This window comes from Listeria monocytogenes (assembly GCF_041765605.1).
Taxonomy (GTDB): domain Bacteria; phylum Bacillota; class Bacilli; order Lactobacillales; family Listeriaceae; genus Listeria; species Listeria monocytogenes_D.
In genome coordinates this window covers 727,365-751,530 of sequence record NZ_CP168900.1, presented here as the reverse complement: position 1 = coordinate 751,530, position 24,166 = coordinate 727,365, and the positions used below count along the sequence as shown (strand labels likewise).

Here is a 24,166-nt window from a genome sequence, read left to right as displayed (position 1 = left end):
GGTCTCACCTCACATATAATTTAGAATGCTTAATTTTTGCACCATCACACTGGATTGTAGTGCGGCTTGGTATGCAATCGATGTTTTATTTAAATTACTTACGGCTTCTGGCATATTGACTTCTTCGACATTCGATTTACGTTCGGAAAAGTCGACAATTTTGCTAGAAAGTACGTTATCATAGGCTGTTACGCCGTTTTTCTGTCCGCCGATATTTGTCATCGAATTGGTGATGATTTCAATATTCTTGCTGTTTGTTTCTTGCAAGGCAGACAAAGCATCTTTATCGCCAGTTTTCATTGCGTCAACGATTTTTTGAATGTTGTTAAAAACATCCGTCATCGCGCTGCCATCATGAAAAACTTCTACTTCTAATGTGTCCGTTACGCGGAATTTTTTATTTTCTGTTGTTCCATTATAGATGATTTCTCCGGTTGTTTTATCAGTTGTAAATGGCTTCACGCTTGTGCTAGAACCACTAAAAACATATCTGCCATCGTCTTCTGAGTTAGCAACAGAAATAAGAACATCCAGTAAACCTTTGATTTCTTCGGCCGATTGCGACATATTGTCTTTATCGCTCGTGCCGTTAATCGCTTGCAAGACTAAAGCATTTACCCGGTTCATCGATGTAGACATGGATGAAAGAGAGGTTTCTGCCGTATTTAATAGTGATTTCGCTTCGGTTACGTCCGTTTTTTCGCGATTTAGCTGACTAAGCACATGATTATAGGATAAAATTTGCGCTGTTGCACCTGGATTTTCGCTCATCGATTCATACTTTTTCCCAGAAGATACTTGTAATTGGTATTTTGCAAGGTTTCCTGAGACATTATTCAGCTGATTAATTATTGAATTTGCTTGTTGATTCGTTGAAATTCGCATTATTTTCCTCCTTATAACATGGCTAAGAGAGCTTTCATCATATCGTTCACTGTGTTCATGGCTTTCGTATTGGCCACATAATAACTTTGGTATTGCATGATATTTGTCATTTCCTCGTCAATATTAACTCCTTCAAGAGATGATTTTGATTCAGAAAGGGAATTTAAAGCTTGCGTGTCTGCCGTAGAAGTTGCGCTACTTTTACTAGCGTCCGTCGCCACTTCGGTAATGATTCCGTCCATGAAACTCGGGAAAGTTGTTCCTTGAATGTTTTTGTCTGTTTTCAAGGAAGCGATATCCGCCGCGATAACTCCTAGAAACGGCTTGTTATCAGCGTTACTTGTGATTGCGGGATTCAGGATCCATTTACCAGAGCTTTGAGTGAAAATTGGAATGGAAAAATCATTCACATCGGTTACATATGTACTCGTGCCAAGCGTGTCAATCGCGTGGTCAACTCCGCCAATCGTCAGCGTATCACCAGAACGAGTCACGCCAGGGAATTTTTCTAATTGACGCAAAAGTTCATCGCGATTGCTCAGTAGTTTTTCGTCGTTCGGATTAGCTTGGAGCGCATCATTGATTTTTTGCAAATCGTCCATTGTTTTATTGACGTTTTTGACTTGAATATCATCTAATGCTTTTGCTAGGCCGTTCGAAAAAGTTTCGATTTTTTCTTGATACGATTTAATTTCATTTTGGTTAACACGAACGGAAGCGATAATCGAACCTTCTGGCATGTTGAGTTTCTGACCATCAACGGAAAATTCAAAGCCTGTCGCGGTTCGCGTTGATGTGATTTCGGTCGTTTCATCACCTTGGACAACAAGACGTCCGCCAATTGTCACATCGTACACATCTGGGTTATTTGGGTGGGCGCTCACGGAAATCCCAGCATAGCCAGCCATCGTACTAAGTAGTTGATCGCGTTGGTTCAGCAAATCGTTCGGTGGGTTGGAGCCTGCATTTCCGATTGCTTTATTGATACTGCCTAATTTCTTAATTAATGAATTTAAGTCTTGAATCGCGGCATCTGTATCTGCTGCAATGGTTGTTTCTAATTCTTTTAAGCCCGAATGAAGTTGGTTTAACTGGTCCGTAAAAATCGACATACTGGATAAAAGTGCCGTTGTATTCGTTGCTTGGTCAGGATTTTTCGCTAATGCTGCCCAAGCGGTGAAAAAGTTATCCAAATTATCACTTGGCGTATTTTTCCCTGGAGTACCAAATAAATTAAGTGCTTGACCGAGCGCCCCACTTTGATATAACGAAGCGGATTGTTTGGCGATTTGATTATTGTATTGTGTCGTAAGCGCTGTATTTGTTAGACGTTTAATGTCTATCACTTTGACTCCGTAGCCTGTTTGTTTACCACCAAGCAGACCACCGTCACCGTAAACTGCCGTCTGATCCACAGCTTGTCTTATGTATCCTGGCGTATTCATATTACTAATATTTTGCTGAGCGACCATATTAGCGATTTGCGCCGCTGACATGCCCGATAATGACGTATTAAAATCACTTAAACGCACAAAAAATCCCTCCGTTTACTTAAAAAGTCTCGTTTATCATCATATTATTTTCTGCTTGTGTTTCCGCGTGGTGCCCCGTAATAACATCCACCATATGTTCTGAAAAAGCCAATTGCATTTCTGTTCTAATTTGGTTTTCCGTAACACTTACTCGTAAAAGGTTTTCTTTTTCAAGTAGCATTTTTTTCCGTTCATCTATAATGGCATTTTCCGCAGGTGTCCAAGTATTTTGGAGAGTTCTAAGCGTATTATCTTCGCCAATGATTGTTTTTAAAGCTTGATATTCGTTTTGCAAAGCGGCAAGTTCACGCTGTAGTCCTAGTTGACGCTCTTCCGCTTCAATCCAGTTCTCCTCTTGCACTAATTTCCCGAGTAAAATTGCTGCATCGGTCGCTTTGACATTTTTTTCGATTAAAATTTCTAATTGATTGATTAATTCGTTTTGCATTCCCATCACCTACAATACGACATCAAGAATCATGCCAGTAATCTCACCAATACGGTTTAGCATGTCTAAATGTCCAGTTTTTGTATCAATTAAATTCATTACATCATCGAGTTCATTGGTTTGTTTTTCTACTTGCTTTAAAATCGTCATTTTTTGCGAAAAACCGTATTTTGGATGGCGGCTTTCTATATTGTCGTAATCCATCACATTATTCACATAAAAATTCAAAAATGTTTGGACTGCTTTTTTATAGCTCAAAACATTATCTACCGTCATATCCATTTCAACGAGTGACTTTTTATCTGTGACATTCGTGATTAGTTCGTTAATTTCAGTCAGGGAAGGAGTTTGTTTCTTGCCATTTGCCTTCATTTGTTCAAAATAAAGCTGTTGTGTTTGATTTAATTCTTGCATTCCCCTAACTACATTCGTCTGTTTGGACTGCGAAATTTGGCCAATTGAAACATTATTCATCCTTTTTCCCCCGAAAAACTCATTTTCGCTTTCTAAACCTTATTTTTCTATTTAATTATACTGAAACAACCTGAAAAAGTATATATTTTTTCAAAAAATATCTTTTTTAAAATAAAATAATTAATAATAAAATAATAAATATAGCAACTATCATGAAAAATATTGGTTGTTTGGAAACACTTCGGAAATCTTTTACTAATAAATCAAAAAATGACATTTCTTGTTGTGCGAGTAGCATCATTTTTGTCATATCACTCGCGAATTCGGCGTCCACGCTACCTAAAATTCGTTCTGTATCGGTGAAACCTGCTTCGATTTCCATTTTTTGAAACAGTTGTGCGAGTCGTGTAAGTTGGCCTTGCATCCGGTCTAAAATAACCGCAATCCCACCTTGCGTCATTTGTCCGTCTGCCAAGCGTTGCAGTTCTTGGAAAAGTTCCGTTAATGGTTTGGTCGCTTGTTGGTGAAAAATTTTGATATTCCCATTTGGAAATGCGCCAATTTGCGGTAAAAGCTGGTTCATGAGTTTTAAGTATTCGCTACCTAATTTCCAAATATTGATATTTTCTGCTTGTAATTCATATGGTAATAAGTGGCGCGATTGGAACATATTGCCAAATTCGCGTAACACTTTGATCATCCAGTTCGTTTCTTGTCTGGCGTCAACAATCGGGTCTAGTCTTGTCGCATGTTCGATATGTCCTTGGAATTCACGCATCATTTGGATTCCTGTCTCCATATTGCCAGAAGCTATTTGCATCATGCGCAAGAAGTCGTATTTTCCTGTTGTTTCAAAAGTTAAGGTTGGCAACATTTTTAGCAAAAAGGATATTTCGTTCATAATTTTTTGATTGGCTAAAAATAATTTTTGATTCGCGGGATTTTCAGAAAAATACGCTTCAAAATTATGTTGTTTCATTAGAATCGTACTTAATTGGCTACTAATCTCGCTTCTGACTGTTTGCCATTTTGTAGAATCAGTTGGATTTTTTATTCCCGCCCGCATCACGTAAAAGATTAAATCATTCGCTTTTTTAGCATTGTTCATCATTAATTTCATATATAATTCTAAACTTGCTGCGCTTGTCCCGTTTAGTTGTAAGCTGCTTAGTTCTTTAAAAGAGAATGATACTGGCGGTGTTTTCGGTACGGCTACTTCTGTATTCATTTGCGCTTTTATCGTACCTTCTTTTACAACTGGATTTTGTTTAATGAGTTCCCGTTCTAGTTGATTACGATTTTCTGCAGATTCTTGAATGCCATCTATTTTCATTCCGTCCACCTCACTTCTGCTTTTATTTCATTGCTCTATTACCCGAAAAAATAATAACGCCAATAATCATGAGCGCCGGAATCCAAAACGGGATACTGCTTGACTTGTCTTTAGTTGAGGTTTCCTTTTTCACCTGCTTTTTGGGGGTATCTTCATGTGACTCAACAGATGGCTTAAGAGCTGGTGATGTTAGTATCTGCGCTTTTTCGTTCGGTATTACTGGTGGTGGTGCGATTATTTCTTTACCTGGCATTTCGATCACAGGCTTGATTTCTTGATTCATTTGCTTGGAATAAACTTGGCCGTCCCAGTCTGTCCAGTGGAGCACTATTTTGCCTGTGGTGGTTATTTCTGCACTTTTGAAACGGTTGTCCGCTCGTTCGACGGAAAATTTTTGACCGTTTACTTCAATATAAAGATTGGAAATAAGTGTGAAATCCGGAAGAATAGTTCCGGTTAAAATGGCATTGTTGACTAACTGAACATCGCCAAAAGGTTCACTAGTGGCGCGAACAAGCAGGTGTTGATCCATTCCTTGAATATGAATGATTTCACCGGATAATTCGCTCGGTAAAATTAGGCTTCCCTTCCATTCAGTTGCCGTTTTTTGCCATATTAGTGGGATTATTTTGCCGGTCTCTGTTGCTAGTTCTGGAAATTCAGTTGTATATTTGTCGAGAGTTAGCTCGATTTGTTTGCCGACTTGGCCGATTTTTTTCTGGACGTTCGTGATGTCACTACCGTCATAACTTAAAATAGGCGTTTTTGGTTGATATAGTTGAACAGTATTTTCTAAGTCCACTATGATTTCATTCTCGGCAAAATCAACTAGTTGCAGTTGAAAAGTGAGTTTTTCACCCAGTTGGAATTTTTCTAAAGGTATTTCTGCAGCAAACTTCCCTGTATAGTTGTTGCGAATGAGTTCGATTTCGGATTCATTCGATTCGCTATGAACAAGTAAAGTCGCTTGTTTCACGCCAGATTCTGCGTCATCTAAATCGGCTGATACATGTAGTACACTCGTTAACAAGACATCTTCATCGTGCGTAATTTCTATCGTTTTCAAGCTCGGCGCCGTTTCATCTTTCGCAACATCCTCAAGCTGTTTCACTTCAAATAAATCTTCCACAGTAACAAACGGTTTCGACATATTTGCTTGATAAAATTCAGCCCGGTAACTCCCGTCCAAATCCCAATCTGTCACCATATACGTTTCCTCGTCTAGAAGCTTTCTCTGCCCATGTTCATTCACCAGAATAATTTTCAAGTCAGCCGCATTTTCGATATGAAACGAAATCACTTCACCAGATGTAAAAACACGTTGTTCGCCCTCAAGCGATATTATCGGGGGTTCAGGATCTGCTGCAAATGCTTGAACCGAAAAAAACAGCCAAAATAAAATTGTCATCAGTCCAAGTTTCCGCACATTTTTCACCTTACTAACTCCGTCATTTGTATACCAAAATGATCATCCACGCGAACTAAAATTCCTTTGCCAATCGTCACGCCATTTAGCGCTAAGACAAGCGGTTCGTTCATGCTCTCTTTTAGGATAATCACATCTTTTTCACACCAAGAGATAAATTTCTCCAGTTTTACTTTTGCTGTTCCAAATACCACTTCAAGCGTTACAGGAATATCTTCCAAAATTTGTTCCATTTCGGAAAGTGTTTCTTTTTCTTCGATTACCGCTTGATGCACTGGTTCAGCTGGCTTTTCTGGTTCGATTATTTCTGCCGGAGTCGTTGCTTCTTTCTCTGCGACTTCTTTCGCCTGAATCCCAAGCATCAATTGCGCCATTTCTTTTGCTGCCGCTGGATTAAAAATTTGGTACATTGGCGTTTTTAATAGTCCTTCTACTTCAAGCGGGAAGATGACTTCGACAGTTTTTCCTTCTTCAATATTTTTTTGAATCATCGTATCGCCGAAATTGCAAAATTCCATTGTAGGTGGGCTAATATCAATTTTTGTTCCGAGCATTTCTGACATTGCTGTCGCTGAGAAGCCCATCATCTGGTTCATTAATTCTTGCACTGCGCTGACTTCAAGTTCCGTCAGTTCTGCATCTTCTTGAACCAAACCGTCTCCCATCATCATTAAATCTGCCATAATTAGCGCGGCATTTTTGCTAATGATAAATGTGTTGCTTGAGCGCAGCCCTTCGACAAATTCCACACTCGTCACTAAGCAAGGACGTTCATTAAACTCGAACTCTTTGCTATCAATTACGCGTGCAGTTGGGATTTGTAAGGAAACTTTGCGATTAAGCAATTTGGATAGAACGGTCGAAGCTGAACCGATGCCAATATTACATACTTCTAAAAAGACATCTAACTCTTCGGCCGTTAAGCTGATTTCTTCTTTTACTGGTTCTGGCTCTGGAACTGCGTCGCCAAGTAATCTTTTTGCAAGTTCATGCCCTTTATCAATAGGGATGAGTTGCATTAAATTCGATGTGATTAAGTCGCCGATAATTAAGTCAAAGCCGACTTTTATCATTGTTTGGTCGTTCGTATCTTCTAATTGTTCTTTTAGCGCGATTACTTTAATGTCTGGTGTCGTAATATCAATCATTTCGCCAAACATATTGCTCATCGCAGTGGCGGAATGTCCCATCATTTGGTTCATCGCTTCTTGCACGGCGCTGAGATGAAGTTCTGAAAGTTCTTCATTCGGGTCAATGTTTCCATCACCCATCATCATTAAGTCCGCGATAGCCGCAGCCACTTCTGATTGCAGAACAAATAAATTCCGCATTTCGATTCCTTTATGGAAATTCACTTCTAACACGACATGTGGAATATCAATGTCTTTCGTATTATATAAATCAACAATCTCAACTTTTGGCGTCGAAATAGTGACTTGTTGGTGTAGTAAATCAGATAAGACCGTAGAAGCTGAGCCAAACGAAATATTGGCGATTTCTCCTATCACATCTAGTTCCATTTGCGTGATATTTTTCTCTAGTAATTGCTCCACTTCTACCTCTCCTGCTCTGTCCGCCCTGTATGACGCATAAATTTAACGGCTTTTTGGTTACCACTTTTTCCCATATAACATTCAAATTTCCATTTTTCGGTGACGTAACCTTTGAGTGTATCGCGTATGTGTGTTTCTGTTAGAAGGACGTCGCCTACTTCAAGCTTATTCAGTTCTTTCCACGTTGTTTTAATTTCACCTACACGGATGCGTGCTTCTTTCTCGACTTGATGCAATTCTTGCTCGACTTCCGCATCAAAGTTCCGCCGTTTATCAAACGTATATTCCACAACATTTTCCAGCTTATTCATAATCTCTTCCACCGAGAAAAATGGCACGCCAATACGCATTGTACTAATCCAAAACTCTGATTTAATATCAACACTGACAAGCGCCATCATGTCGTTCGGTGACGTGACACGTAGAAGTGCTGGGTTAGTTTCGATATTAACGATTTCTGGTGAGATTGGATGCACCGATTTAAAACTGTCTTTGAGTGCTTCGCAGAATTTTTCTAAAATAGATTTCAACGTCAGCTCTTCAAAAACAGATAAAAGTCTGCGCTCGCTCAATTTTCGTTTTGGATTCCCGCCAGATAAGCATTCATGAATATAAATGATATAGGCTAAATCGAGTTCGATAATAATTTGACCGAGCTCCGGATTACCAAGGTCGATAATGCAGAAAATGTAGCTATCGTTCGGCATTGTCTCGATATAACCACTCGCAAAAGAAACTTGATCTGCAAGGGTTGCTTCGGTATGAATTGGAATCCGGATACGCTGGGAAACAAACTCCATACTTTTTTTCGTAAAAGCGGATGCAATCGTCTTTAAGCTTTCGAGGTGTTCTGCACCAAATTTCTCTGGTTTATGAAAGTCATAGGGATGAAAGCGCCCAAAGTCGCCAATTTCCGTACTTTCATCAACTACCTTACCTTCACTTATTTGGGAAAGCAGGGCGTCAATTTGTTCTTGACTTAATTTATCGCTCATTTTTTGTCACTCCCTAGCTCTCATGAAGAACTTCCCTCTCCTAATTTCGTTATTTTGACAAACATCTTGCCGTCTTTTGTCAAAATCTCGCCGTAACCGATGCATTTGCCTGAAATCGTAATTTTAACCACATTAGCTGTGGAATCTTCTAACCGAAAAACGGTCCCTTTTTTTACATCTAGCAAACTACCGACTGGCTGTTTCGTACGTCCTAATTCGAAGTCGATTCTGAGTGGAATAGTATGATTAATTTTCATTTAGCTAAACTCCCTACTGAATCAAGTTCACAATTTGTTTCATCACGTCATCCGCCACACGAATAACTTTTGTATTCCCTTGGAAACCACTTTGGTATGTCATTAAGTTAACGAATTCGCGGGACAAGTCTACGTTTGAACCTTCTAGAGAAGAACCGCTAATTCCGCCAGCGCCATTTTGGCCAGCAACGCCGTATACTGCATCGCCAGAAGATAATCCTGGAACATATTCGCCGTTCCCCATTTTGACTAAACCGTCTTCATTGGAGAAAGTAGCCACCGCAAGTTGGGCAACTGGAATAACGGTACCATCTGAGTAACTCACTGCAATATAGCCAGAATCGGTAACTGCGTAGTCTTTTACAGTTGCAGCGCCTTTACCGTCAGAAGTTGGTGAGAATACTTGGTTTGTTCCGTAGTTGGTTAAGCCACTTAGGTTTAAGCCCATATTGACTTGTTTGCCGTTTACTGTGGAATTGATTTGAATATTTTTAAGTGCGTCTGGGTTTGTTAGTTCGCCCTGCGCATTGTAATTAAGTGTGCCTGTTACTGGAGGAGTTAATGCTTTGCCGTCCATTTGGATTTCATATTCGTAGGAAACATTACCGCTCGCATCTGGTGTAGCAGCTTTCATATTCACTTGAAGTTTATGTTTGCCGCCAGCATTATCATATACAGAAAGCTCGGAAGAAATCGTATCTTTTTCGCCCCAGTCTAGTGGAATGTTACCGCTTAAGCTACCGTTTTTTGTTGCTTCTCCTGGGATTGCGCTATTTAGCGGGATTTGAATTGGTTGCAAATTACCGTTTAAAACGTTGCCATTTTTGTCTGTTGCGTAACCCATTACGTATTTCCCTTGTTGAGTAGTTAAATAATTGTTGTCGGAAACGGCGAAGCTCCCGTCACGCGTGTAAACGATATTGCCCCCTGCATTATCGCCCGCGATGAAAAAGCCGCGACCTTGTAGTGCTGCATCTTTGTTTCTGCCCGTCGCTGTCGGGGAACCCGCTGTATAATCGGTTAAAATCGCTCCAATTTTTGAACCGGAACCGAAACTCATTGGGTTTGTTCCAGCGTAAAGTCCGCCTGCAACAGATCCCATTGTATTTTGGTAAAGTAAATCATTGAAAACGACGCTTTGTTTTTTGTATCCTGTCGTGTTGGCATTGGCAATATTATTTGATGTTACCGATAATGCTTGTTGGAACGCATTCATCCCAGAAATAGCTGTATACATAGTTTGATTCATAATTCACACTCCCAAATTTTTAATTAATTTCTGTTACATATGTCATTGGCACGAGGCTATCGTTATCTTTTAATTTCAGCATGACGCCGTTTGTCGTTTGTTGAACGCTTTCGACTTTCCCACTAATTACTTCGCCGTTCAGCGAAACACCTTTTATATCTTTGCCGATGAAATTAACCGCGGATTGCAAGGCGGAGTTTTGTGCTTGCTCAGAAAGCTTATCTACGGCAGTGGTCATATTGGCAACTTGTTCCATTAAGGAAAGTTGCGCCATTTGTGACATCATTTCATTTGTATCAAGCGGGCTCGATGGGTCTTGGTATTGTAAACTTGTTAAAAATAGTTTCATGAAGTCATCTTTGCCAAGGGTTTTGGATACGCTGGATGTTACTACATTATTTGTATCCTGACCGGCTCCTGATAAACTACTAATTCCGTCCAAATTACGTCTCCTCCTCTAAATCAAATGCTTCTTGTTTAGCTCTTTCCTGATGTGGATTTTCGCGTTCTTTTTCTTTTTTAGATTCACCTTGGTGTCGACCTTCTGAACCTTGACCATTCTCTTTCGGTGCTTGTTTTTCTGTCATTGTCACGGCAACTTCTACGCCGCGATCTCGGAAACGATTATGCAAATCTTGCGCCATCTGTTCGAGTTTTTGTTTCGCTGTTTGCTCCTGATATTCGATATGTACAAATATTTTATCGGGCATTTTTTTAAGTAAAACTTCGACTTTTCCGAGTGACTCCGGCTGGATGGCGAAAAAGGCTTTATTTTGTTTCACTTGGAATTTTTGTAGCTGTTCGATTTGGTCGGTGATGGTTTTATCAAGTTGTTTTAACGTCACTGGGACTTCAGATTTGGCAGCTGGTGTGAGTTGTTTCGCCGTATCATGCCAAATGTTGTTGGATTCTGCGGGCTTTTTGACGGCAACTTCCTCTTTCGCTGTTACTGGCTCTTTAATGCTCGCTTTGAAAAGTTGCACGACTTCTTTTTCTTGAGGTAATTTGGCTAGGACTGGTTGGTTTTTGGTCACGTTTTCTGCTAGTTTAGATGATTCTTTTGTAGGCATGATAAGTTCTGGTGGTGGTTGTTGCTCTCTGGTAGCATTTTTTGTGGGTTCTTTCGGTGTATTTGTTACTGGAGTTTCTACAGCTTGCGGGGCGTTTTCAATTTTGGGTTGATCAATTGCTTGTTTGGCGATTGCCGCAAGTGTTTCTTTCACTTCTTTGAGTTCGAGTGGTGCTGCTTGCAGTTTCGTTTCTGGTGCATTGTCGAGTAGTTTGGCTGAAACGAGTGGTTGGGCGATTTCTTTTAGTGGTATCGTAGCTTGTTCTCCGTTATCCGCTTCTCCCTTTAAGAGCGGCGCAGGGCTATTCTCCATTAAAAGTGAAATAAAAGGCAGTTCTACTAATTCTTCTGCTAACGATTCTTTTGGTTCGATCTGTTTTTTTCCGACGAGTGGTTGTAGCAAATTATCTGGGATTAGCATGCGTTTTCCTCCCTTTTACTTTAATAGCACCATTTTTAAATCGCGTAATGTTTGTTCTTCTCTTTTATTTTCAAGCTGTTGCCATTTTTTTCGTGTGTCATCGTACATTTTTTTGGCCTGTTTCCCTTTTTCCTCAAGTTGCTCTAAGATTTGTTCATTGCTTTTAATGTACTGGCTAATTTGGTGAATTTCTCGCTCCATTTGTTGAATGCGGCTCGGCGAGAAAGCATCTAGTTGCATGCTTCCGGCTAATACCGCCACTTGGAGTCTTTCTTTTTTCGTTCTCGAGTAATAGACTTCTTTTTCGTGCGCTAATTTTTCTACGACTTTTTCCCGTTTGGATAGTAATAATTGCAATTCCTTTAAAATGGCCGTTTTCTCTTGGTCCACTTTCATCTTCACTGCGTTGTAAGCCTCTTGCTTCAAATCACTTGCCCTCTTTCTTTAGTCGATTTCTGAAATAACGATTCCGAAGTTCTCGTCCATCAAAATAGCTTCACCGATGCCGACTTTCTTTTCATCGAGGAAAATTTCGACTTTGTGGCCAGGTTTCTTTTCCACTTCGAGGACATCGCCAATGCTTAACTCGGCGATATCCCCTACTGGCATTTCTTTTTTTCCAAGGCGGACGATTAAGTTAACGCCAATGTTGTCTACTTGGCGGATAGAGCCTTTTTCGCGTCCTTCTTGGCTCGGTTCTTTCGGTTCCCATTCAGGAAGTTCTACTTGAAATACTTGTTCCATCATGGTTCCTCCTTAAAATGTTTCTAAATTTAAAATTAATACGACACGACCATCGCCTAAAATCGTTGCTCCAGAAAAGGCAATCTGACTTTCGCTGAAAAAGCCACCAAGTGTTTTTAAAACGATTTCCCGTTGACCGATAATATCTTTAATAATAAGTCCAAAAGTTCGCTTGGCATTTTTCACGACGAGTAATAGTAATTCATCCGTGTCATTCAAAGGTGTTTCATGGAAGCATTCGCCTAAGTCGAGTACTTCGATAATGGTTTCACGGTAGTTGATTAAGTCTTTGCCGTGAACGTGTTGAATGTCTGCAGGATTAATCGTGATGGCTTCGGCCACGTTTGCCAGCGGTACAGCATAGCGACGTTCTGATGTTGCAACGAGCATCGATTGGATGATCGATAATGTCAGCGGAATCTCAATTCGGAACGTCGAACCAGCGTTTTCACTTGATTCCACGCTGATTTTCCCGCCGATTTTGAGAATCGTATTACGGACAACATCTAGTCCCACGCCTCGACCAGAAAGATCGGATACTTGATCCGCGGTACTGAAACCGGAATCAAATAATAAATCAAAAATTTCCGCGTCCGTCATTTTGGTTGATTCTGCTCTTGTAACGACATTTTTCGCAATTGCTTTTTCTAACACTTTACGTTTATTGATTCCCGCACCGTCATCCGCAATTTCAATCACGACATTGTTCCCACTATGGAAAGCTTTTAGATTAATTGTGGCGGTTTCATTTTTCCCATTTTTACGTCTTACTTCGACTGTTTCAGCTCCGTGGTCTACTGAATTACGGATTAAGTGAACAAGTGGGTCGCCAATTTCATCAATGACGATTTTGTCGACTTCCGTATCCGCGCCTTCAATCACTAAGTCGATTTTCTTACCTAATTCTTTGGCTAGTGTGCGCACCATTTTTGGAAAGCGATTGAACACACTGTCCACTGGCACCATACGCATATTTAGTAAGCCGTTTTGAATTTCTTTGGAGATGGAACTGAATCGTCCTAAGTGTTCCATCAATTCTTTGTTATTCGTTTTTTCTGCGATTTCATCAATTCTCGCCCGTTCAATGACGCTTTCTTCAAAAACGTTCATTAGCTTTTCGATTTTTTCAAGTTGTACACGAATGGTTTTATTTTCTAATCGTTTGGTTGTTTGTTTTGCGGCTTTTTTGATTGGTTCAATAACCTGAACTTCTTCCACTTCTTCTGTCACAATCACTTTTTCAATTTCAGAAATATCTAGAATAACCGCTTCGATTTTTTCTTTTGTTTGCGCCGACTCTAGGACTACTTCGAATGACTGCTCAAACTCTTCTAGCTCAATCGCTTCTCTGTCTGGCAAAGTTTCTGAAATAATCCCCATTTCTGCAAGTCGCTCTAAACACATTACCGCCCGCACTGCTTTCAAAATAGCTGCTTCTTCAATTTGAATCTGAATGCGGTACGTTTTCTCAATTGCCAAATCTGTTTCTTGTTCTGGATGTAAAAGCGCCTCTAAGTCAGCTACGGTTTTCGAAATATCCGCCGCGCCTTGTCCGCCGTGCTGGATATCCGAAACCATTGTTTCCAAATGAGATGTACATGTAAAAATAATGTCTACCAAATGTTCTGTTACAGCCAATCGATTATTGCGTACCTCATCTAGTACATTTTCCATTGCATGCGTTAAATCAGCCACCTGTTGGAAGCCCATTGTTGCGGACATCCCTTTAAATGTATGTGCTGAACGGAAAATTTCACTTACTAACTGACCGTTCGTCGGGTCTTTCTCAAGCTGTAACAGATTATCATTTAGCGCCTGTAAATGTTCTGAAGCTTCTTCTATAAACAGGTCTAACATATTTGTAGTCATGCTATCCACCTCCATTTCTCTACTTAGCTGCTTTTTCTAACGCCTCTAAAACCCGGTCCGCTTGGAAAGGTTTTACGATAAAGTCTTTGGCACCTTTTTTAATGGCGTCTACAACCATACCTTGTTGGCCCATCGCCGAACACATAATTACTTTTGCTGATGGATCTTTTGCCATAATTTGTGCAAGTGCTTCTAAGCCATCCATTTCTGGCATCGTAATATCCAGTGTCACGATATCAGGTTTTACTTCATCATACTTTTTCACTGCTTCCAGTCCATTTTCCGCTTCTGCAACTACTTCAAAATCGCTATCTTTCACGATATTCTTAATCATCGTACGCATGAACATTGCATCGTCGACAATCAACAACTTCAACATAAAATACAACTCCCATTCCTATACCTATAAATATTTTTTAAAAAAATCGCATAATATCATTTTATAATAAAAATAGGACAATTTCTACCTTTTTCTTAAAAAATATCCGTTTTTTATAATAAAATTATTCAAAAAATAGTTAACTAGCTTAACTTTGGCGCTGTGCCCTATTTGTAATCCAAAAATATTTTTATAAATAAAAAGAAAAGCCCCTCGTCCGGGGTGACGAGAGGCTAAGGGTAAACAATGTTCGATAAATGAATTTGATATGTTATTAGCTGTTAATTAATTGAGTTAACATTTGCGGTGTTTGGTTTGCTTGAGAAAGCATGCTGATAGATGTTTGTGTAAGAATTTTGTATTTAGTCATTTCGGACATTTCAGCAGCCATATCTGCATCTTCAATAGAGGAAGCAGACGCTTTAGTTGCGATGGATTGGTTGTTCACGTTAGATACATTGTAGCTAAGGCGACTCATACCAGCACCTAGAAGCGCACGACCGTTAGAGATGTTATTGATTAATTCATCAATAGCTTCCGTTGCTTCTTGAGAAGAATCAGCATCAGCAACAGATAATGCACTATAACCAGCAACTGTAGAACCACTACCTAGAGTGATTGTTCCAGCAGAAAGACCTTTCGCATTGAAAAGATCGATATTGATTAAGTCATTAGCTTTATCAGACGCTTGGATGCTTACTTGAGTAGCAGCACCTGTAGCAGTTTGATCTAGTAATTTAATGTTGTTGTAGTTAGTAGTGTCAGCAACGTGATCAAGTTCTTTGATCAAGCTACCGAATTCAGCAGTGTATTGTTTACGATCTTCGTCACTGAATGAACCGTTAGAAGATTGTACTGCTAATTGACGCATACGTTGCAAGATTGAACTCATGGAGCTAAGAGCTGAATCTGCTGTTTGTAACAAGTCAATACCCATGGATGAGTTTTTGCTTGCTGCATCTAAGCCTGTAGATTTAACGTTCATACGAGTAACAACTGCAAGACCAGCAGCGTCATCAAGAGAACTGTTAATACGTTTACCAGATGCCAAACGTTCTTGCGCTTGAGTCATGCCTTCGTTATTTTTACGAAGATATTCTTGTGTTTTCAAGCTAATGATATTAGTATTTACTTTCATTTGTGTTTCCCTCCTACATTCGGTTTAGAAAAGACTTCTCTTCTCTATATGCTTTATTATATCTTCATTTTTTTAAAAAATCAAATGTTTTTTGTTAAAAATGTAAAAATAAGTTGTTTTTATTTATATAAAAATGGAAAATTGGCTTAATATCAACATTTTTACGTTTTTATAAATTATTTTTTAAAATAAAATAAAGAAGTGTTTGAACAGAAAAGTTGTCCAAACACTTCTTTTTATAAAACTAGCTCATCTAAAATATTAATAAGTTGATGGATATTTGGTTTACTTACTTGCGCATCAGCTCCGACACCAGCGCCTTTATGTTCCAGATCTTCTGTAATTAATGAAGAGAAAATAACCACTGGCAATTCACGACCAATTTCATCTTCTTTGATTACTTTTGTTAAATGATGTCCGTCCATTTGTGGCATTTCGATGTCTGTAATTAATAAGTTAACATTTTCAAATGTTTGTTCTTTTTGTTCTTTGAGCAATTTGAAAATATGTTCTTGTGCTTCGCGACCATTTGCAAAGAACTGCAGATTTGTATAACCGGCCTCATGAAGCGTATCTTCAAGCAGTTGGCGCAGCATTTGTGAGTCCTCGGCAATAAAGATTGTCTTCTCTTCACGATTTACTTTTCGCGCCATACGGTCTTCACCTGTGACAGCAAAATCAGCATTTCCGCTAATTTCGTAAATAATTTTTTCATAATCAAGTAAGAGCACTAGATTACCATCTAGCTTCACGATTCCAACTGCTAATTCTTCTAAGCCAATCGATAGTTTCTCTGGTTCTTCAATTTGTTCCCACGAAATACGTTGGATACGATGAACCTCATCGACACGGAAAACGATTTTCATTTGGTTTAGTTCTGTGATAATGAATTTCGTATTTTCTGGTTCGATTTCTGGCAATTTCATCACACGAGCAAGGTTCACAACTGGCATGATTTCGCCGCGGACTTGGGAAACGCCTTCAATTGCCGGGTTCGAATCTGGCACGGGCGTCACTTCTAGCGGATGAATAATTTCTTTCACTTTTAAAACGTTAATACAAAATAAGTTTTCGCCAACAGTAAATGTAACAATTTCCAATTCATTTGTTCCACTTTGTAGTAAAATTCCTTTTTCTTCTGTCATATTACTGGCCTCCTATCGATTGTTTGTAACAGTGTCTTGAAGCATGGTCACTTCATCCAACAGTTTTGCTAAATAGCGGTTATTCGGAAATTCGTCCATTGCCTCACTAATTCGATTCGCGCGGTTTTCGGTATCAATTTTGATTGTCCAAAGGTAAAAGCGGAAATCAGTACTAAAATTATCGATGCCACGTTCTGCAATCGCAAGTGCCTCATCCAGTACTTCGGCATCTACTAAATAATTAATTAGGTTAATATAACCTTGCTTCGTCACTTCGTCCGCATCAACGATATTGTAGAAATCGAGCGCGATATCAGCAAAATCATATTGGAAAAATAAATCTGCAATGTGGCTGTTAATGCTGTCATGGTAAACGTTACGAAGCGCCAATAAGTAATCAGCAAACTCGCCTTTTCCAAGTGCAATCGCCCGCTCTAATACAAATAAATAGCGTTTCTTGCTAATTCGTGGACCGTTTTCAAAGATAAAGTCATAAATGTCACCAACATCACTATTTTTCATGACACGTTCGATTGGTAATTGTGGATTTTCGTAATGCCACAAACATAAGTCCGCCGCATCAATTAGTTCTTCCTTAATGCCGAATAAAATAGCCGACTCGCTAATTACCGGGAAGACATTACGAATCGTTGCAATCTTCACCTCTGTTGCTTCTGCGACAGGCGGATACACATCAGTCAGTGATTGAACAATTAGTTCAGATAATTCTGCGTAGCCTTGTTGTGTTGTCATCGAGAGTAAGCGCAAACCAGTTTCTGTGCTAGAGATAAAGTGATGACGTTCCATAAAGGCAAAAATTTCTTTTGGTTGATGGAATTTGCTAAGCAGCATAATCATTTGGAACATCACACCATAATCAGAACTATTTTCCGCATAAGCTTTAGAAAAATGAGTCATCGCGCGCGTGTAATCTTTTTCTTCTAAGTAAATCGTTCCGAGCATTTTGTGTGGCATGAAATTTGTTGCTTCGTAAAGCACGATTGGTTGGTAGTCAATTGCTGTATTTTCTAGCAGACTTTGATAAATTTCTTTCGCATCCTCGAGTTGGTGATTCACATATAAAATATTAGCTTTTTTTAGTGGGAATTCTGGTACGTTTGGCCAAATGATTCTTGCTTCTTCGATAATGGCCAAGCTTTCATCATAGCGTTTTTCTTGTTCGAGCAGCTCGGCAATATGATAAGCACTTAGTTTCGCCCAAATGTAGTGATTGTGATCACGTAGTCGGAACGCTTCGGAAAATTCTTTCAGCGCTTCCTTCTTATTACCAAGTCGGTTCATTTCTTGCCCAATGTTAAAATGTACGAATCCGCTATTTTTATTGTTTTTTACTTCTTTTTCTAATAAACGTAAATTACGGTCTGATTTGTCTTGTTTTTCGACAATCTCCGTCATATAGCCATAATGATAAATTTTTACTTCAGCAACCCCAGCTGCAATCGGGTGTTTGTCTACCGCTTCTAGTTGTTCATGAATGACGCCACGGAAGCAAATCGTTCCGTCATTTTTATAAACCCGCGCCATTTGATTCGTTGTTGTCACTCGCCCTTTTTCCCCTGTGAAGCTAATGATTTGCGCCATTTGAATTGGTTCGATTGGTGATTTTAACTGTTTTTCTAATTTGCGATAACTTTCTTCTTCCAAACATTCGTCTGCATCAATCGCTAAAATCCATTTTCCCGTTGCATGTTTGGCCGCAAAGTTTCTTGCATCAGAAAAGTTGCCAGTCCATTCAAAGTCATAGACAAAATCAGTGAATTCTTGTGCAATTTCCTTGGTTTCGTCAGTGGAACCTGTATCTACAATAATGATTTCTTCTGTAAATTTTCTAAAAGACGCTAAACTTTGTCTTAAAATATGTGCTTCATTTTTGACTATCATACAAATCGAAATTAACGGCCGCATGAATCTTCCCTCTTTCTATCAATTAATTCACTAATTTTATTTTATCGCTGCTCGCTCGGTGCAGTAGATGTTTCTTCGCTTTTGGCAAATCATAAATCATACTTTGCACATCGAACGATTTCGCGACATCGACTGGTATCACATCAGTCGGCTTATCCCCGTTATAAAAACAACAAACCAAATCCATTTTACTAACAATTTGTGCTAAGAATTTCTCATAAGTCGGCTTAGCAATCACCGTATCGAAATAACCAAATGACTGATAGCTACTGCCTAAGCGTTCTAGGTAATCTATTGTCGAAAGAAACGGCTCTGGCAAACATTCTTTCGGCGCAAAAGTGTAAATCGAAAGTCGCGGAGCCAGATGTTCTTTTTTCAAGAAAAATTGTAAAACTTCATTTTCAATCGACTTATAACAAAGCAAGTGAATGTGGTTCACTGGTGCAAATTTTTCGAGGTATGCTTGTATTTCTTGCTTGTCATAATCGGTTAACGTATGCGAACCGCTTAAAAAAAGTTGCAAACACTTCACCTACTCATCTTCATCAAGCGTATCGCGATTAATTGGGCGTACCATAATTTCTACACGCCGATTTTTTTCGCGATTTGCTGCGATATCATTTTTGGCGACGGGTCTGAATTCCCCGTAACCACGAGCACTGAACTCGCCTGGGTTTACTTCGCTGTTTTCTTGAATGATTGCTTCCATGAAATTAACGGCACGCGCGACACTTAATTCCCAGTTGGAAGAATAAATCGAGGTACTTATTGGCACATTATCGGTATGTCCAGAAACAATCCCTTCCATCGTTCCTTTTCCTTGCGCAAAAAGTTCGCCGATTTCTTTGGCAATCTCGCGTTTTCCTGCAGTTAATTCTGCACTTCCCGACTGGAATAAAATATCATCACGGATAGTTATCAAAAGCCCTTCATCCGAATACTTCGTCGTCATTTTCGTTCCTAAATTCTCTGCTGCAATATAGCTATCAATTTGTTTTTTAAAGGCTTCAATCTTTTCTTCGTTTTGCTTTTTAAGTAAGGCCGCTGCTGCTTTTTTGGCTTTCTCTTGTTCAGTTGCTTCTTTCTTTTTATCTTGCTCTTCCATCGCCTTCAAGACTGCATTCACATTGGGATCATCTGGTCCTTTTTCTTTGGATACATATGCTTGATTGCCTGCCGCGCCTTCCTCTACAATTTTCTTAAATGCATTTCCCATTTGTTCGAACTTCTTAGCATCAACGGAACTGGAGGCAAACAGAACGATGAATAGCGCAAGTAAAAGTGTCAGCAAATCACTATATGGAATTAACCACGTTTCATCAACGTGTTCCTCCTGCGGTTTCTTGCGACGCTTGGCCACGCTCAATTTCCTCCACTTCTCTCGTTTTCTTCCCTTTTCCATTTCGCAGCACATCTTTCTCTTTTGGACTTAAAAAAGATAATAAACGTTCTTCCACAACACGTGGTGCATTTCGCTCTTGAAGCGCGACGACTCCCTCAATCATCATATATCTCAAATGCACTTCTTTTTGTGATTTCACTTTTAATTTATTGGCAAATGGCGTCCAAAGTACGTAACCGGTAAAAATACCGAAAATCGTACAAACAAACGCCGCGGCTATTGCTTCGCTGAGTTTGTCTGGGTTCGACATTTCTCCCATCGCATGAATGAGTCCCATCGCTGCTCCAAGTACACCGAGCGTCGGGGCATATGCGCCGGCTGATGCAAAAATCTTCGCATAAGCAGCATGGCGTTCTTCCATACTCGCAACTTCTTCTTCCAAAACGTCCCGTAAAAATTCTGGGGAAGACTGCCCATCTACAACTAAGCGCATGCCTCGTTTCATAAATGGATCTTCAATTTCATCTACAGAATCTTCCAGCGCAAGTACCCCGCTACGCCTAATTTCGTCTGCGTATTCTTTGTATTGCACGAGTACTTCCACTTTGTCTGGCATTTTCTCTTTTGTGAAAAGAATTTTAAAAAGTTTCGGTACTACTTTTACATCACTCCATGGGTGCGCCATCATAACAGCCGTAATTGTCCCAAGAATGATGACAATTAAAGCTTCAGCGCTAAATAACATCGCCAGTGATATATTTTGAATCATGAACGAACCTGCAATGACTATCACTGCCAACACAAGTCCTATAATCGTTGTTATTTCCACGTTACTTCATCTCCCACCTACTTATTTCAGCGAACTAATTCCACTTCATTTAACCAAAAGGCAACTAACTCGTTTTCCATTTCTGGTAAATGAACGAAAAACGCTTTAGCATCCGCTTCACTGGCAAATGCTTGCGAGCGGTAGTTATCTTCTCCCACACCTTTTAAAGCGAGAAAATAAAACGACTCGAGCCGACCTAGGATGACTTCTTTCTCTCCAATTTCATAGCCAACTGTTTGTCTAATTTCAAATTCATTTGGTAAGAAAAGTTGTGTTTTCTTTTCAAGCATAAGAATTTGTTCTGCGAGTCCAGGTTTGTCCTCAAAAAACGCTAAATTTTTAATGTTTTCCATTCGTCCCATCTAACCAACTCCATTTCTTTTTGCTAGGTTTTTATGTAGAAAAAATTATTTAATGTGGCAAGTCCGTAATCAGCTGGGTTCAAAATCTGTTCTGATCCTCCAATGAAAAGAACGCCGCCACGTCTTAGTGACTCTGCAAACTTCTGATATGCTTGGTGTTTTCCTTCTGCTGTGAAATAAATCAACACATTACGACAAACAATTAAATCAAAACCTTTTTCGTAATAATCGGTCAGCAAATCGTGCCGTCTAAAACGAATCGATTTTCGATATTTAGGTAAAATCTGATATGTATCCCCTTTTTCGACAAATGCGGTATGACGTTCTTGTTCGTTTAGTTCTTCCATTTGGCGACTTTGATATTCTCCAATGACCGCGCGTTTTAAAATAGCTGGTTCGAGGTCCGTGGCTAAAATATCATAATGCCTTGTGCCAACTGAGCGTTCCATCATCATCGCTAGCGAGTACGGTTCCTCCCCTGATGAACAAGCCGCACTCCAAACCCGTAACTTCCCACGACTATTTTCCAGCAGTCTTGGAAGTACTTGTTTTTCCAGCGCATCCCAGCGATTGCGATTACGGAAAAACGACGAAACATTAATCGTAATTAAACTAATGAACTCATCTAAAAGAACGGCATCTTTTTTGAGATGTTTGAAAAATTCTCCAAATGTAATATATTGCTTTTTCACGATAAAAGATAAAATTCGACGTTTCATTTGCGTTTCTTTATAAAGCGCTAAATCTAAACCTAAGTCCCTTTTGACGACACGAGTAAAGTAAAGATAATCCTTTTCCAAATCTGGAATCATTCTTTTTCCCCTCCCCTAGCTAGGTCGTTACTGACGAATTAATCCGGTTGCTTCTTTGTCGTACACTTTATCGAACATATTGACGACATTTTTTGAAGCTTGTACCATGCGCTGGTTATCCATGAGTTGTACCATTTCTACGCCTAAATCAACATTAGACGTTTCAATAACTCCATTTTGGATAATCCCTTGTCCAGCTGGTAAATTCATCGTGTTTATGCCATTCACATGAAGTCTACCTTCCCCGTCTTTCACCAAACTATCTGCTTGATTAGCGGAAACAAATTTGGTTCCAAGGCGGCCCAAGTATTGACCTGTTTCCGCATTGTATAAATCACCATTTGCCTCGGCGCGAATTGACGTTTTTTGCCCCACTTGAATCGCTTCCCCAGTCGCACTGAGTAAATTAGCACCATCTGCTGTCCGCAGAAAACCAAACTGATCGGAGTGAAACTGCCCACCACGTGAAAGTGAAATTTCGCCATTTTTAGCAGTGATGAAAAAATTACTTCCTTGCGTAGGATCCGTGTCTTGCATAAAGAAATCTCGGTCGCGGTTCGTAATATAGCTGGATCCCGCCGTCAAATTAATATGTGTCGCAGCAGGTCGAACGCCGTAATCAATTGTCCCAACTTGCCTAGTGACAGGCCCATTCTGATAGTTCACTTTGTTTCGCGAAATCACTTCACTCGTAAGCTGATCAAATTTGAATCCTGGCGTCTGCGCGTTAGCCACGTTATTCGAATGTACTTGAATATGCTGCATATAGTTCATCATCCCAGCTGCACCAATATATAATCCCTTCATTCCAGCACCTGCCTTCTATCCGTCCCAACAAACCGCTCCGCTAACCAACGACTCTTTGGTCTGAAAATATTTTCCGTAATATTTTGCCCATCTGTCATGTATAACACCGGTAAATTCGTTTCTTGCATCACCGTGTATAAATCGCCAATGCGTGTTGTTTCATCCATTTTTGTAATAATAAAACCGTCAATCGGAATTTCAGCTAATTTTGGTAAAATTGTCATCACATCCGCACTTTTCATTCCAGAAGAAAATGTAAAACATGTTAAGTCCGGATGAACCACATCAGTATAGGCAGAAATTTCACTCACTGATTCCTCGGCTAAATAATTTCTCCCAACCGTATCAATCAAAATATGATCCACGCAATTAACGTACGTCATATACTGCACAGCTTCTTCTAGTTCAGCCGGGCTCGTCGCAACGATAAGCTCCACATCGAGTTTGTCCGCATAACCTTGGAACTGCTCCACTGCGCCTGACCGAAAAGTATCTGTTGTGATAAAGCCCACTGTCCGATTTTGTTTTAACAGCTGCCATCCAAGTTTCACAAGCGTGGTCGTTTTCCCAACACCCGTTTGCCCAATCAAGGAAATAATTCGGTGGTTGCTTAAATCAAACGAATCTTCCACCGCTAATTTTCCGGATAAATAAGGAACGAACCAATCCGTAATATCATCCAAATGCGCCGTTTCTACTTGCTTAAACTGCTTCCGCCCAGCCTGCATGAAGTCCGCCACATACGTATCACTAATTCCGCGACCCTTCAAAAACTTCACGAAATCACTGTTTTGTTCACGCTCCTCGCGCATTTTCACTGCAAGCTCGCGATTTAAAGCCGCTAGTTCAAGACGCATCGCTGACAATTCTTCTTCCTGTGTTTTTCGTTCTTCTAAAAGCGGCGTTGACTGTGCTAGTTCCGCTCCTGCAGCAAGCATTTCTAGTAATTTTTCTTTTTTTAATAAGTCGTCTGTTTTCGGTCTGTTTTTGACAACCGATTTTTGAAATGTTTCTTGAAAGTCCATTCGACCATCTGCTATCGCCACTTCACTCATAATGACCGCCGTCACTTCATACTGTTTCTTAAAAATCCCAAGCTTTGTGACACGTTCATCCGTAATTTTATATGGCTCATTCGTGACTAAGCGAATTTTTTTATGTATTTCTCGCTTGGAGTTCGCCTTAAAAATTTCCATCTTTTCTACTAAATGTTTTCCCATTTCTACGGATT

The 24,166-nt window shown here is 39.7% G+C and carries 26 protein-coding genes; all 26 read right to left on the bottom strand.

Annotated elements, in window-relative coordinates:
- Positions 1 to 9: 9 nt before the first annotated feature.
- Positions 10 to 885: a flagellar hook-associated protein 3 gene (locus AB2Q86_RS03745; RefSeq protein WP_003724441.1), complete on the bottom strand. Its 876-nt coding sequence runs from the start codon at positions 883 to 885 to the stop codon at positions 10 to 12.
- An 11-nt stretch (positions 886 to 896) separates the two neighbouring features.
- Complete coding sequence (gene flgK, locus AB2Q86_RS03740) at positions 897 to 2,417, bottom strand: flagellar hook-associated protein FlgK (RefSeq protein WP_012581775.1); 1,521 nt, start codon at positions 2,415 to 2,417, stop codon at positions 897 to 899.
- A gap of 19 nt (positions 2,418 to 2,436) precedes the next feature.
- The gene (locus tag AB2Q86_RS03735) at positions 2,437 to 2,865 is read right to left on the bottom strand and encodes a hypothetical protein (protein ID WP_003731036.1); all 429 of its coding nucleotides are present in this window, start codon (positions 2,863 to 2,865) and stop codon (positions 2,437 to 2,439) included.
- Positions 2,866 to 2,874: 9 nt separating this feature from the next.
- Complete coding sequence (locus AB2Q86_RS03730) at positions 2,875 to 3,339, bottom strand: YaaR family protein (RefSeq protein WP_003724438.1); 465 nt, start codon at positions 3,337 to 3,339, stop codon at positions 2,875 to 2,877.
- A 106-nt stretch (positions 3,340 to 3,445) separates the two neighbouring features.
- Complete coding sequence (locus AB2Q86_RS03725; protein WP_003724437.1) at positions 3,446 to 4,612, bottom strand: hypothetical protein; 1,167 nt, start codon at positions 4,610 to 4,612, stop codon at positions 3,446 to 3,448.
- Between the two features lie 22 nt (positions 4,613 to 4,634).
- Positions 4,635 to 6,038: a Eukaryotic translation initiation factor 3 subunit E gene (locus AB2Q86_RS03720; protein ID WP_077904943.1), complete on the bottom strand. Its 1,404-nt coding sequence runs from the start codon at positions 6,036 to 6,038 to the stop codon at positions 4,635 to 4,637.
- Between the two features lie 5 nt (positions 6,039 to 6,043).
- Positions 6,044 to 7,591, bottom strand: coding sequence for a flagellar motor switch protein (locus AB2Q86_RS03715; RefSeq protein ID WP_003741744.1), 1,548 nt, complete (start codon positions 7,589 to 7,591; stop codon positions 6,044 to 6,046).
- Between the two features lie 2 nt (positions 7,592 to 7,593).
- Positions 7,594 to 8,586, bottom strand: a complete 993-nt coding sequence (gene fliM, locus AB2Q86_RS03710) for a flagellar motor switch protein FliM (protein WP_003727200.1) — start codon at positions 8,584 to 8,586, stop codon at positions 7,594 to 7,596.
- A 20-nt stretch (positions 8,587 to 8,606) separates the two neighbouring features.
- The gene (locus AB2Q86_RS03705; protein ID WP_003721819.1) at positions 8,607 to 8,843 is read right to left on the bottom strand and encodes a flagellar motor switch protein FliN; all 237 of its coding nucleotides are present in this window, start codon (positions 8,841 to 8,843) and stop codon (positions 8,607 to 8,609) included.
- Between the two features lie 13 nt (positions 8,844 to 8,856).
- Entirely contained in the window at positions 8,857 to 10,092 is a 1,236-nt protein-coding gene (flgE, locus tag AB2Q86_RS03700) for a flagellar hook protein FlgE (protein WP_003724433.1), read from the bottom strand.
- Between the two features lie 19 nt (positions 10,093 to 10,111).
- Positions 10,112 to 10,534: a flagellar hook capping FlgD N-terminal domain-containing protein gene (locus AB2Q86_RS03695; protein WP_003724432.1), complete on the bottom strand. Its 423-nt coding sequence runs from the start codon at positions 10,532 to 10,534 to the stop codon at positions 10,112 to 10,114.
- 1 nt (position 10,535) lies between these two features.
- On the bottom strand, positions 10,536 to 11,582 hold the full coding sequence (locus AB2Q86_RS03690; protein WP_012581777.1) for a flagellar hook-length control protein FliK: 1,047 nt from the start codon (positions 11,580 to 11,582) through the stop codon (positions 10,536 to 10,538).
- Between the two features lie 15 nt (positions 11,583 to 11,597).
- Positions 11,598 to 12,008, bottom strand: a complete 411-nt coding sequence (locus AB2Q86_RS03685; protein WP_003727201.1) for a hypothetical protein — start codon at positions 12,006 to 12,008, stop codon at positions 11,598 to 11,600.
- A gap of 18 nt (positions 12,009 to 12,026) precedes the next feature.
- On the bottom strand, positions 12,027 to 12,326 hold the full coding sequence (locus AB2Q86_RS03680; protein WP_003724429.1) for a flagellar motor switch protein FliN: 300 nt from the start codon (positions 12,324 to 12,326) through the stop codon (positions 12,027 to 12,029).
- A gap of 12 nt (positions 12,327 to 12,338) precedes the next feature.
- Complete coding sequence (locus AB2Q86_RS03675) at positions 12,339 to 14,195, bottom strand: chemotaxis protein CheA (protein WP_012581778.1); 1,857 nt, start codon at positions 14,193 to 14,195, stop codon at positions 12,339 to 12,341.
- Between the two features lie 19 nt (positions 14,196 to 14,214).
- Positions 14,215 to 14,574 carry a response regulator gene (locus AB2Q86_RS03670; RefSeq protein WP_003721812.1) on the bottom strand — a complete coding sequence of 120 codons (360 nt, stop codon included), beginning with the start codon at positions 14,572 to 14,574 and terminating at the stop codon, positions 14,215 to 14,217.
- A 274-nt stretch (positions 14,575 to 14,848) separates the two neighbouring features.
- Entirely contained in the window at positions 14,849 to 15,712 is an 864-nt protein-coding gene (locus AB2Q86_RS03665) for a FliC/FljB family flagellin (RefSeq protein ID WP_003724427.1), read from the bottom strand.
- A 236-nt stretch (positions 15,713 to 15,948) separates the two neighbouring features.
- Positions 15,949 to 16,857, bottom strand: coding sequence for a chemotaxis protein (locus AB2Q86_RS03660; protein WP_003724426.1), 909 nt, complete (start codon positions 16,855 to 16,857; stop codon positions 15,949 to 15,951).
- Positions 16,858 to 16,869: 12 nt separating this feature from the next.
- On the bottom strand, positions 16,870 to 18,783 hold the full coding sequence (locus AB2Q86_RS03655) for a glycosyltransferase family 2 protein (RefSeq protein ID WP_012581779.1): 1,914 nt from the start codon (positions 18,781 to 18,783) through the stop codon (positions 16,870 to 16,872).
- A gap of 22 nt (positions 18,784 to 18,805) precedes the next feature.
- On the bottom strand, positions 18,806 to 19,306 hold the full coding sequence (locus AB2Q86_RS03650) for a hypothetical protein (RefSeq protein ID WP_003730252.1): 501 nt from the start codon (positions 19,304 to 19,306) through the stop codon (positions 18,806 to 18,808).
- Between the two features lie 9 nt (positions 19,307 to 19,315).
- Positions 19,316 to 20,143, bottom strand: coding sequence for a flagellar motor protein MotB (locus tag AB2Q86_RS03645; protein ID WP_012581780.1), 828 nt, complete (start codon positions 20,141 to 20,143; stop codon positions 19,316 to 19,318).
- On the bottom strand, positions 20,103 to 20,954 hold the full coding sequence (motA, locus tag AB2Q86_RS03640) for a flagellar motor stator protein MotA (RefSeq protein ID WP_003727207.1): 852 nt from the start codon (positions 20,952 to 20,954) through the stop codon (positions 20,103 to 20,105). The genes AB2Q86_RS03645 and motA overlap by 41 nt, the downstream gene beginning before the upstream one ends.
- A gap of 26 nt (positions 20,955 to 20,980) precedes the next feature.
- Positions 20,981 to 21,316 (bottom strand): DUF3964 family protein, encoded by a 336-nt coding sequence (locus AB2Q86_RS03635; protein WP_012581781.1) that lies wholly within the window; start codon positions 21,314 to 21,316, stop codon positions 20,981 to 20,983.
- 23 nt (positions 21,317 to 21,339) lie between these two features.
- Entirely contained in the window at positions 21,340 to 22,128 is a 789-nt protein-coding gene (locus AB2Q86_RS03630) for a protein-glutamate O-methyltransferase CheR (protein WP_003730244.1), read from the bottom strand.
- Between the two features lie 27 nt (positions 22,129 to 22,155).
- Positions 22,156 to 22,935: a flagellar basal-body rod protein FlgG gene (locus tag AB2Q86_RS03625; RefSeq protein ID WP_003730243.1), complete on the bottom strand. Its 780-nt coding sequence runs from the start codon at positions 22,933 to 22,935 to the stop codon at positions 22,156 to 22,158.
- Positions 22,932 to 24,155 (bottom strand): flagellar biosynthesis protein FlhF, encoded by a 1,224-nt coding sequence (gene flhF / locus AB2Q86_RS03620; RefSeq protein ID WP_012581782.1) that lies wholly within the window; start codon positions 24,153 to 24,155, stop codon positions 22,932 to 22,934. Before flhF ends, AB2Q86_RS03625 begins: the two co-directional genes overlap by 4 nt.
- Positions 24,156 to 24,166: the final 11 nt, after the last annotated feature.

Bases quoted from the DNA above. Each gene is read 5' to 3' on its own strand.
- AB2Q86_RS03690 (WP_012581777.1), bottom strand. From the start codon at position 11,582: ATGCTAATCCCAGATAATTTGCTACAACCACTCGTCGGAAAAAAACAG.
- AB2Q86_RS03625 (WP_003730243.1), bottom strand. From the start codon at position 22,935: ATGAAGGGATTATATATTGGTGCAGCTGGGATGATGAACTATATGCAG.
- flhF (WP_012581782.1), bottom strand. From the start codon at position 24,155: ATGGGAAAACATTTAGTAGAAAAGATGGAAATTTTTAAGGCGAACTCC.
- AB2Q86_RS03635 (WP_012581781.1), bottom strand. From the start codon at position 21,316: ATGGGACGAATGGAAAACATTAAAAATTTAGCGTTTTTTGAGGACAAA.
- AB2Q86_RS03680 (WP_003724429.1), bottom strand. From the start codon at position 12,326: ATGGAACAAGTATTTCAAGTAGAACTTCCTGAATGGGAACCGAAAGAA.
- AB2Q86_RS03660 (WP_003724426.1), bottom strand. From the start codon at position 16,857: ATGACAGAAGAAAAAGGAATTTTACTACAAAGTGGAACAAATGAATTG.
- AB2Q86_RS03665 (WP_003724427.1), bottom strand. From the start codon at position 15,712: ATGAAAGTAAATACTAATATCATTAGCTTGAAAACACAAGAATATCTT.
- AB2Q86_RS03745 (WP_003724441.1), bottom strand. From the start codon at position 885: ATGCGAATTTCAACGAATCAACAAGCAAATTCAATAATTAATCAGCTG.
- AB2Q86_RS03730 (WP_003724438.1), bottom strand. From the start codon at position 3,339: ATGAATAATGTTTCAATTGGCCAAATTTCGCAGTCCAAACAGACGAAT.
- AB2Q86_RS03655 (WP_012581779.1), bottom strand. From the start codon at position 18,783: ATGCGGCCGTTAATTTCGATTTGTATGATAGTCAAAAATGAAGCACAT.
- AB2Q86_RS03725 (WP_003724437.1), bottom strand. From the start codon at position 4,612: ATGAAAATAGATGGCATTCAAGAATCTGCAGAAAATCGTAATCAACTA.
- flgE (WP_003724433.1), bottom strand. From the start codon at position 10,092: ATGAATCAAACTATGTATACAGCTATTTCTGGGATGAATGCGTTCCAA.
- AB2Q86_RS03675 (WP_012581778.1), bottom strand. From the start codon at position 14,195: ATGACTACAAATATGTTAGACCTGTTTATAGAAGAAGCTTCAGAACAT.
- AB2Q86_RS03735 (WP_003731036.1), bottom strand. From the start codon at position 2,865: ATGCAAAACGAATTAATCAATCAATTAGAAATTTTAATCGAAAAAAAT.
- AB2Q86_RS03705 (WP_003721819.1), bottom strand. From the start codon at position 8,843: ATGAAAATTAATCATACTATTCCACTCAGAATCGACTTCGAATTAGGA.
- fliM (WP_003727200.1), bottom strand. From the start codon at position 8,586: ATGAGCGATAAATTAAGTCAAGAACAAATTGACGCCCTGCTTTCCCAA.
- AB2Q86_RS03670 (WP_003721812.1), bottom strand. From the start codon at position 14,574: ATGTTGAAGTTGTTGATTGTCGACGATGCAATGTTCATGCGTACGATG.
- AB2Q86_RS03630 (WP_003730244.1), bottom strand. From the start codon at position 22,128: ATGATTCCAGATTTGGAAAAGGATTATCTTTACTTTACTCGTGTCGTC.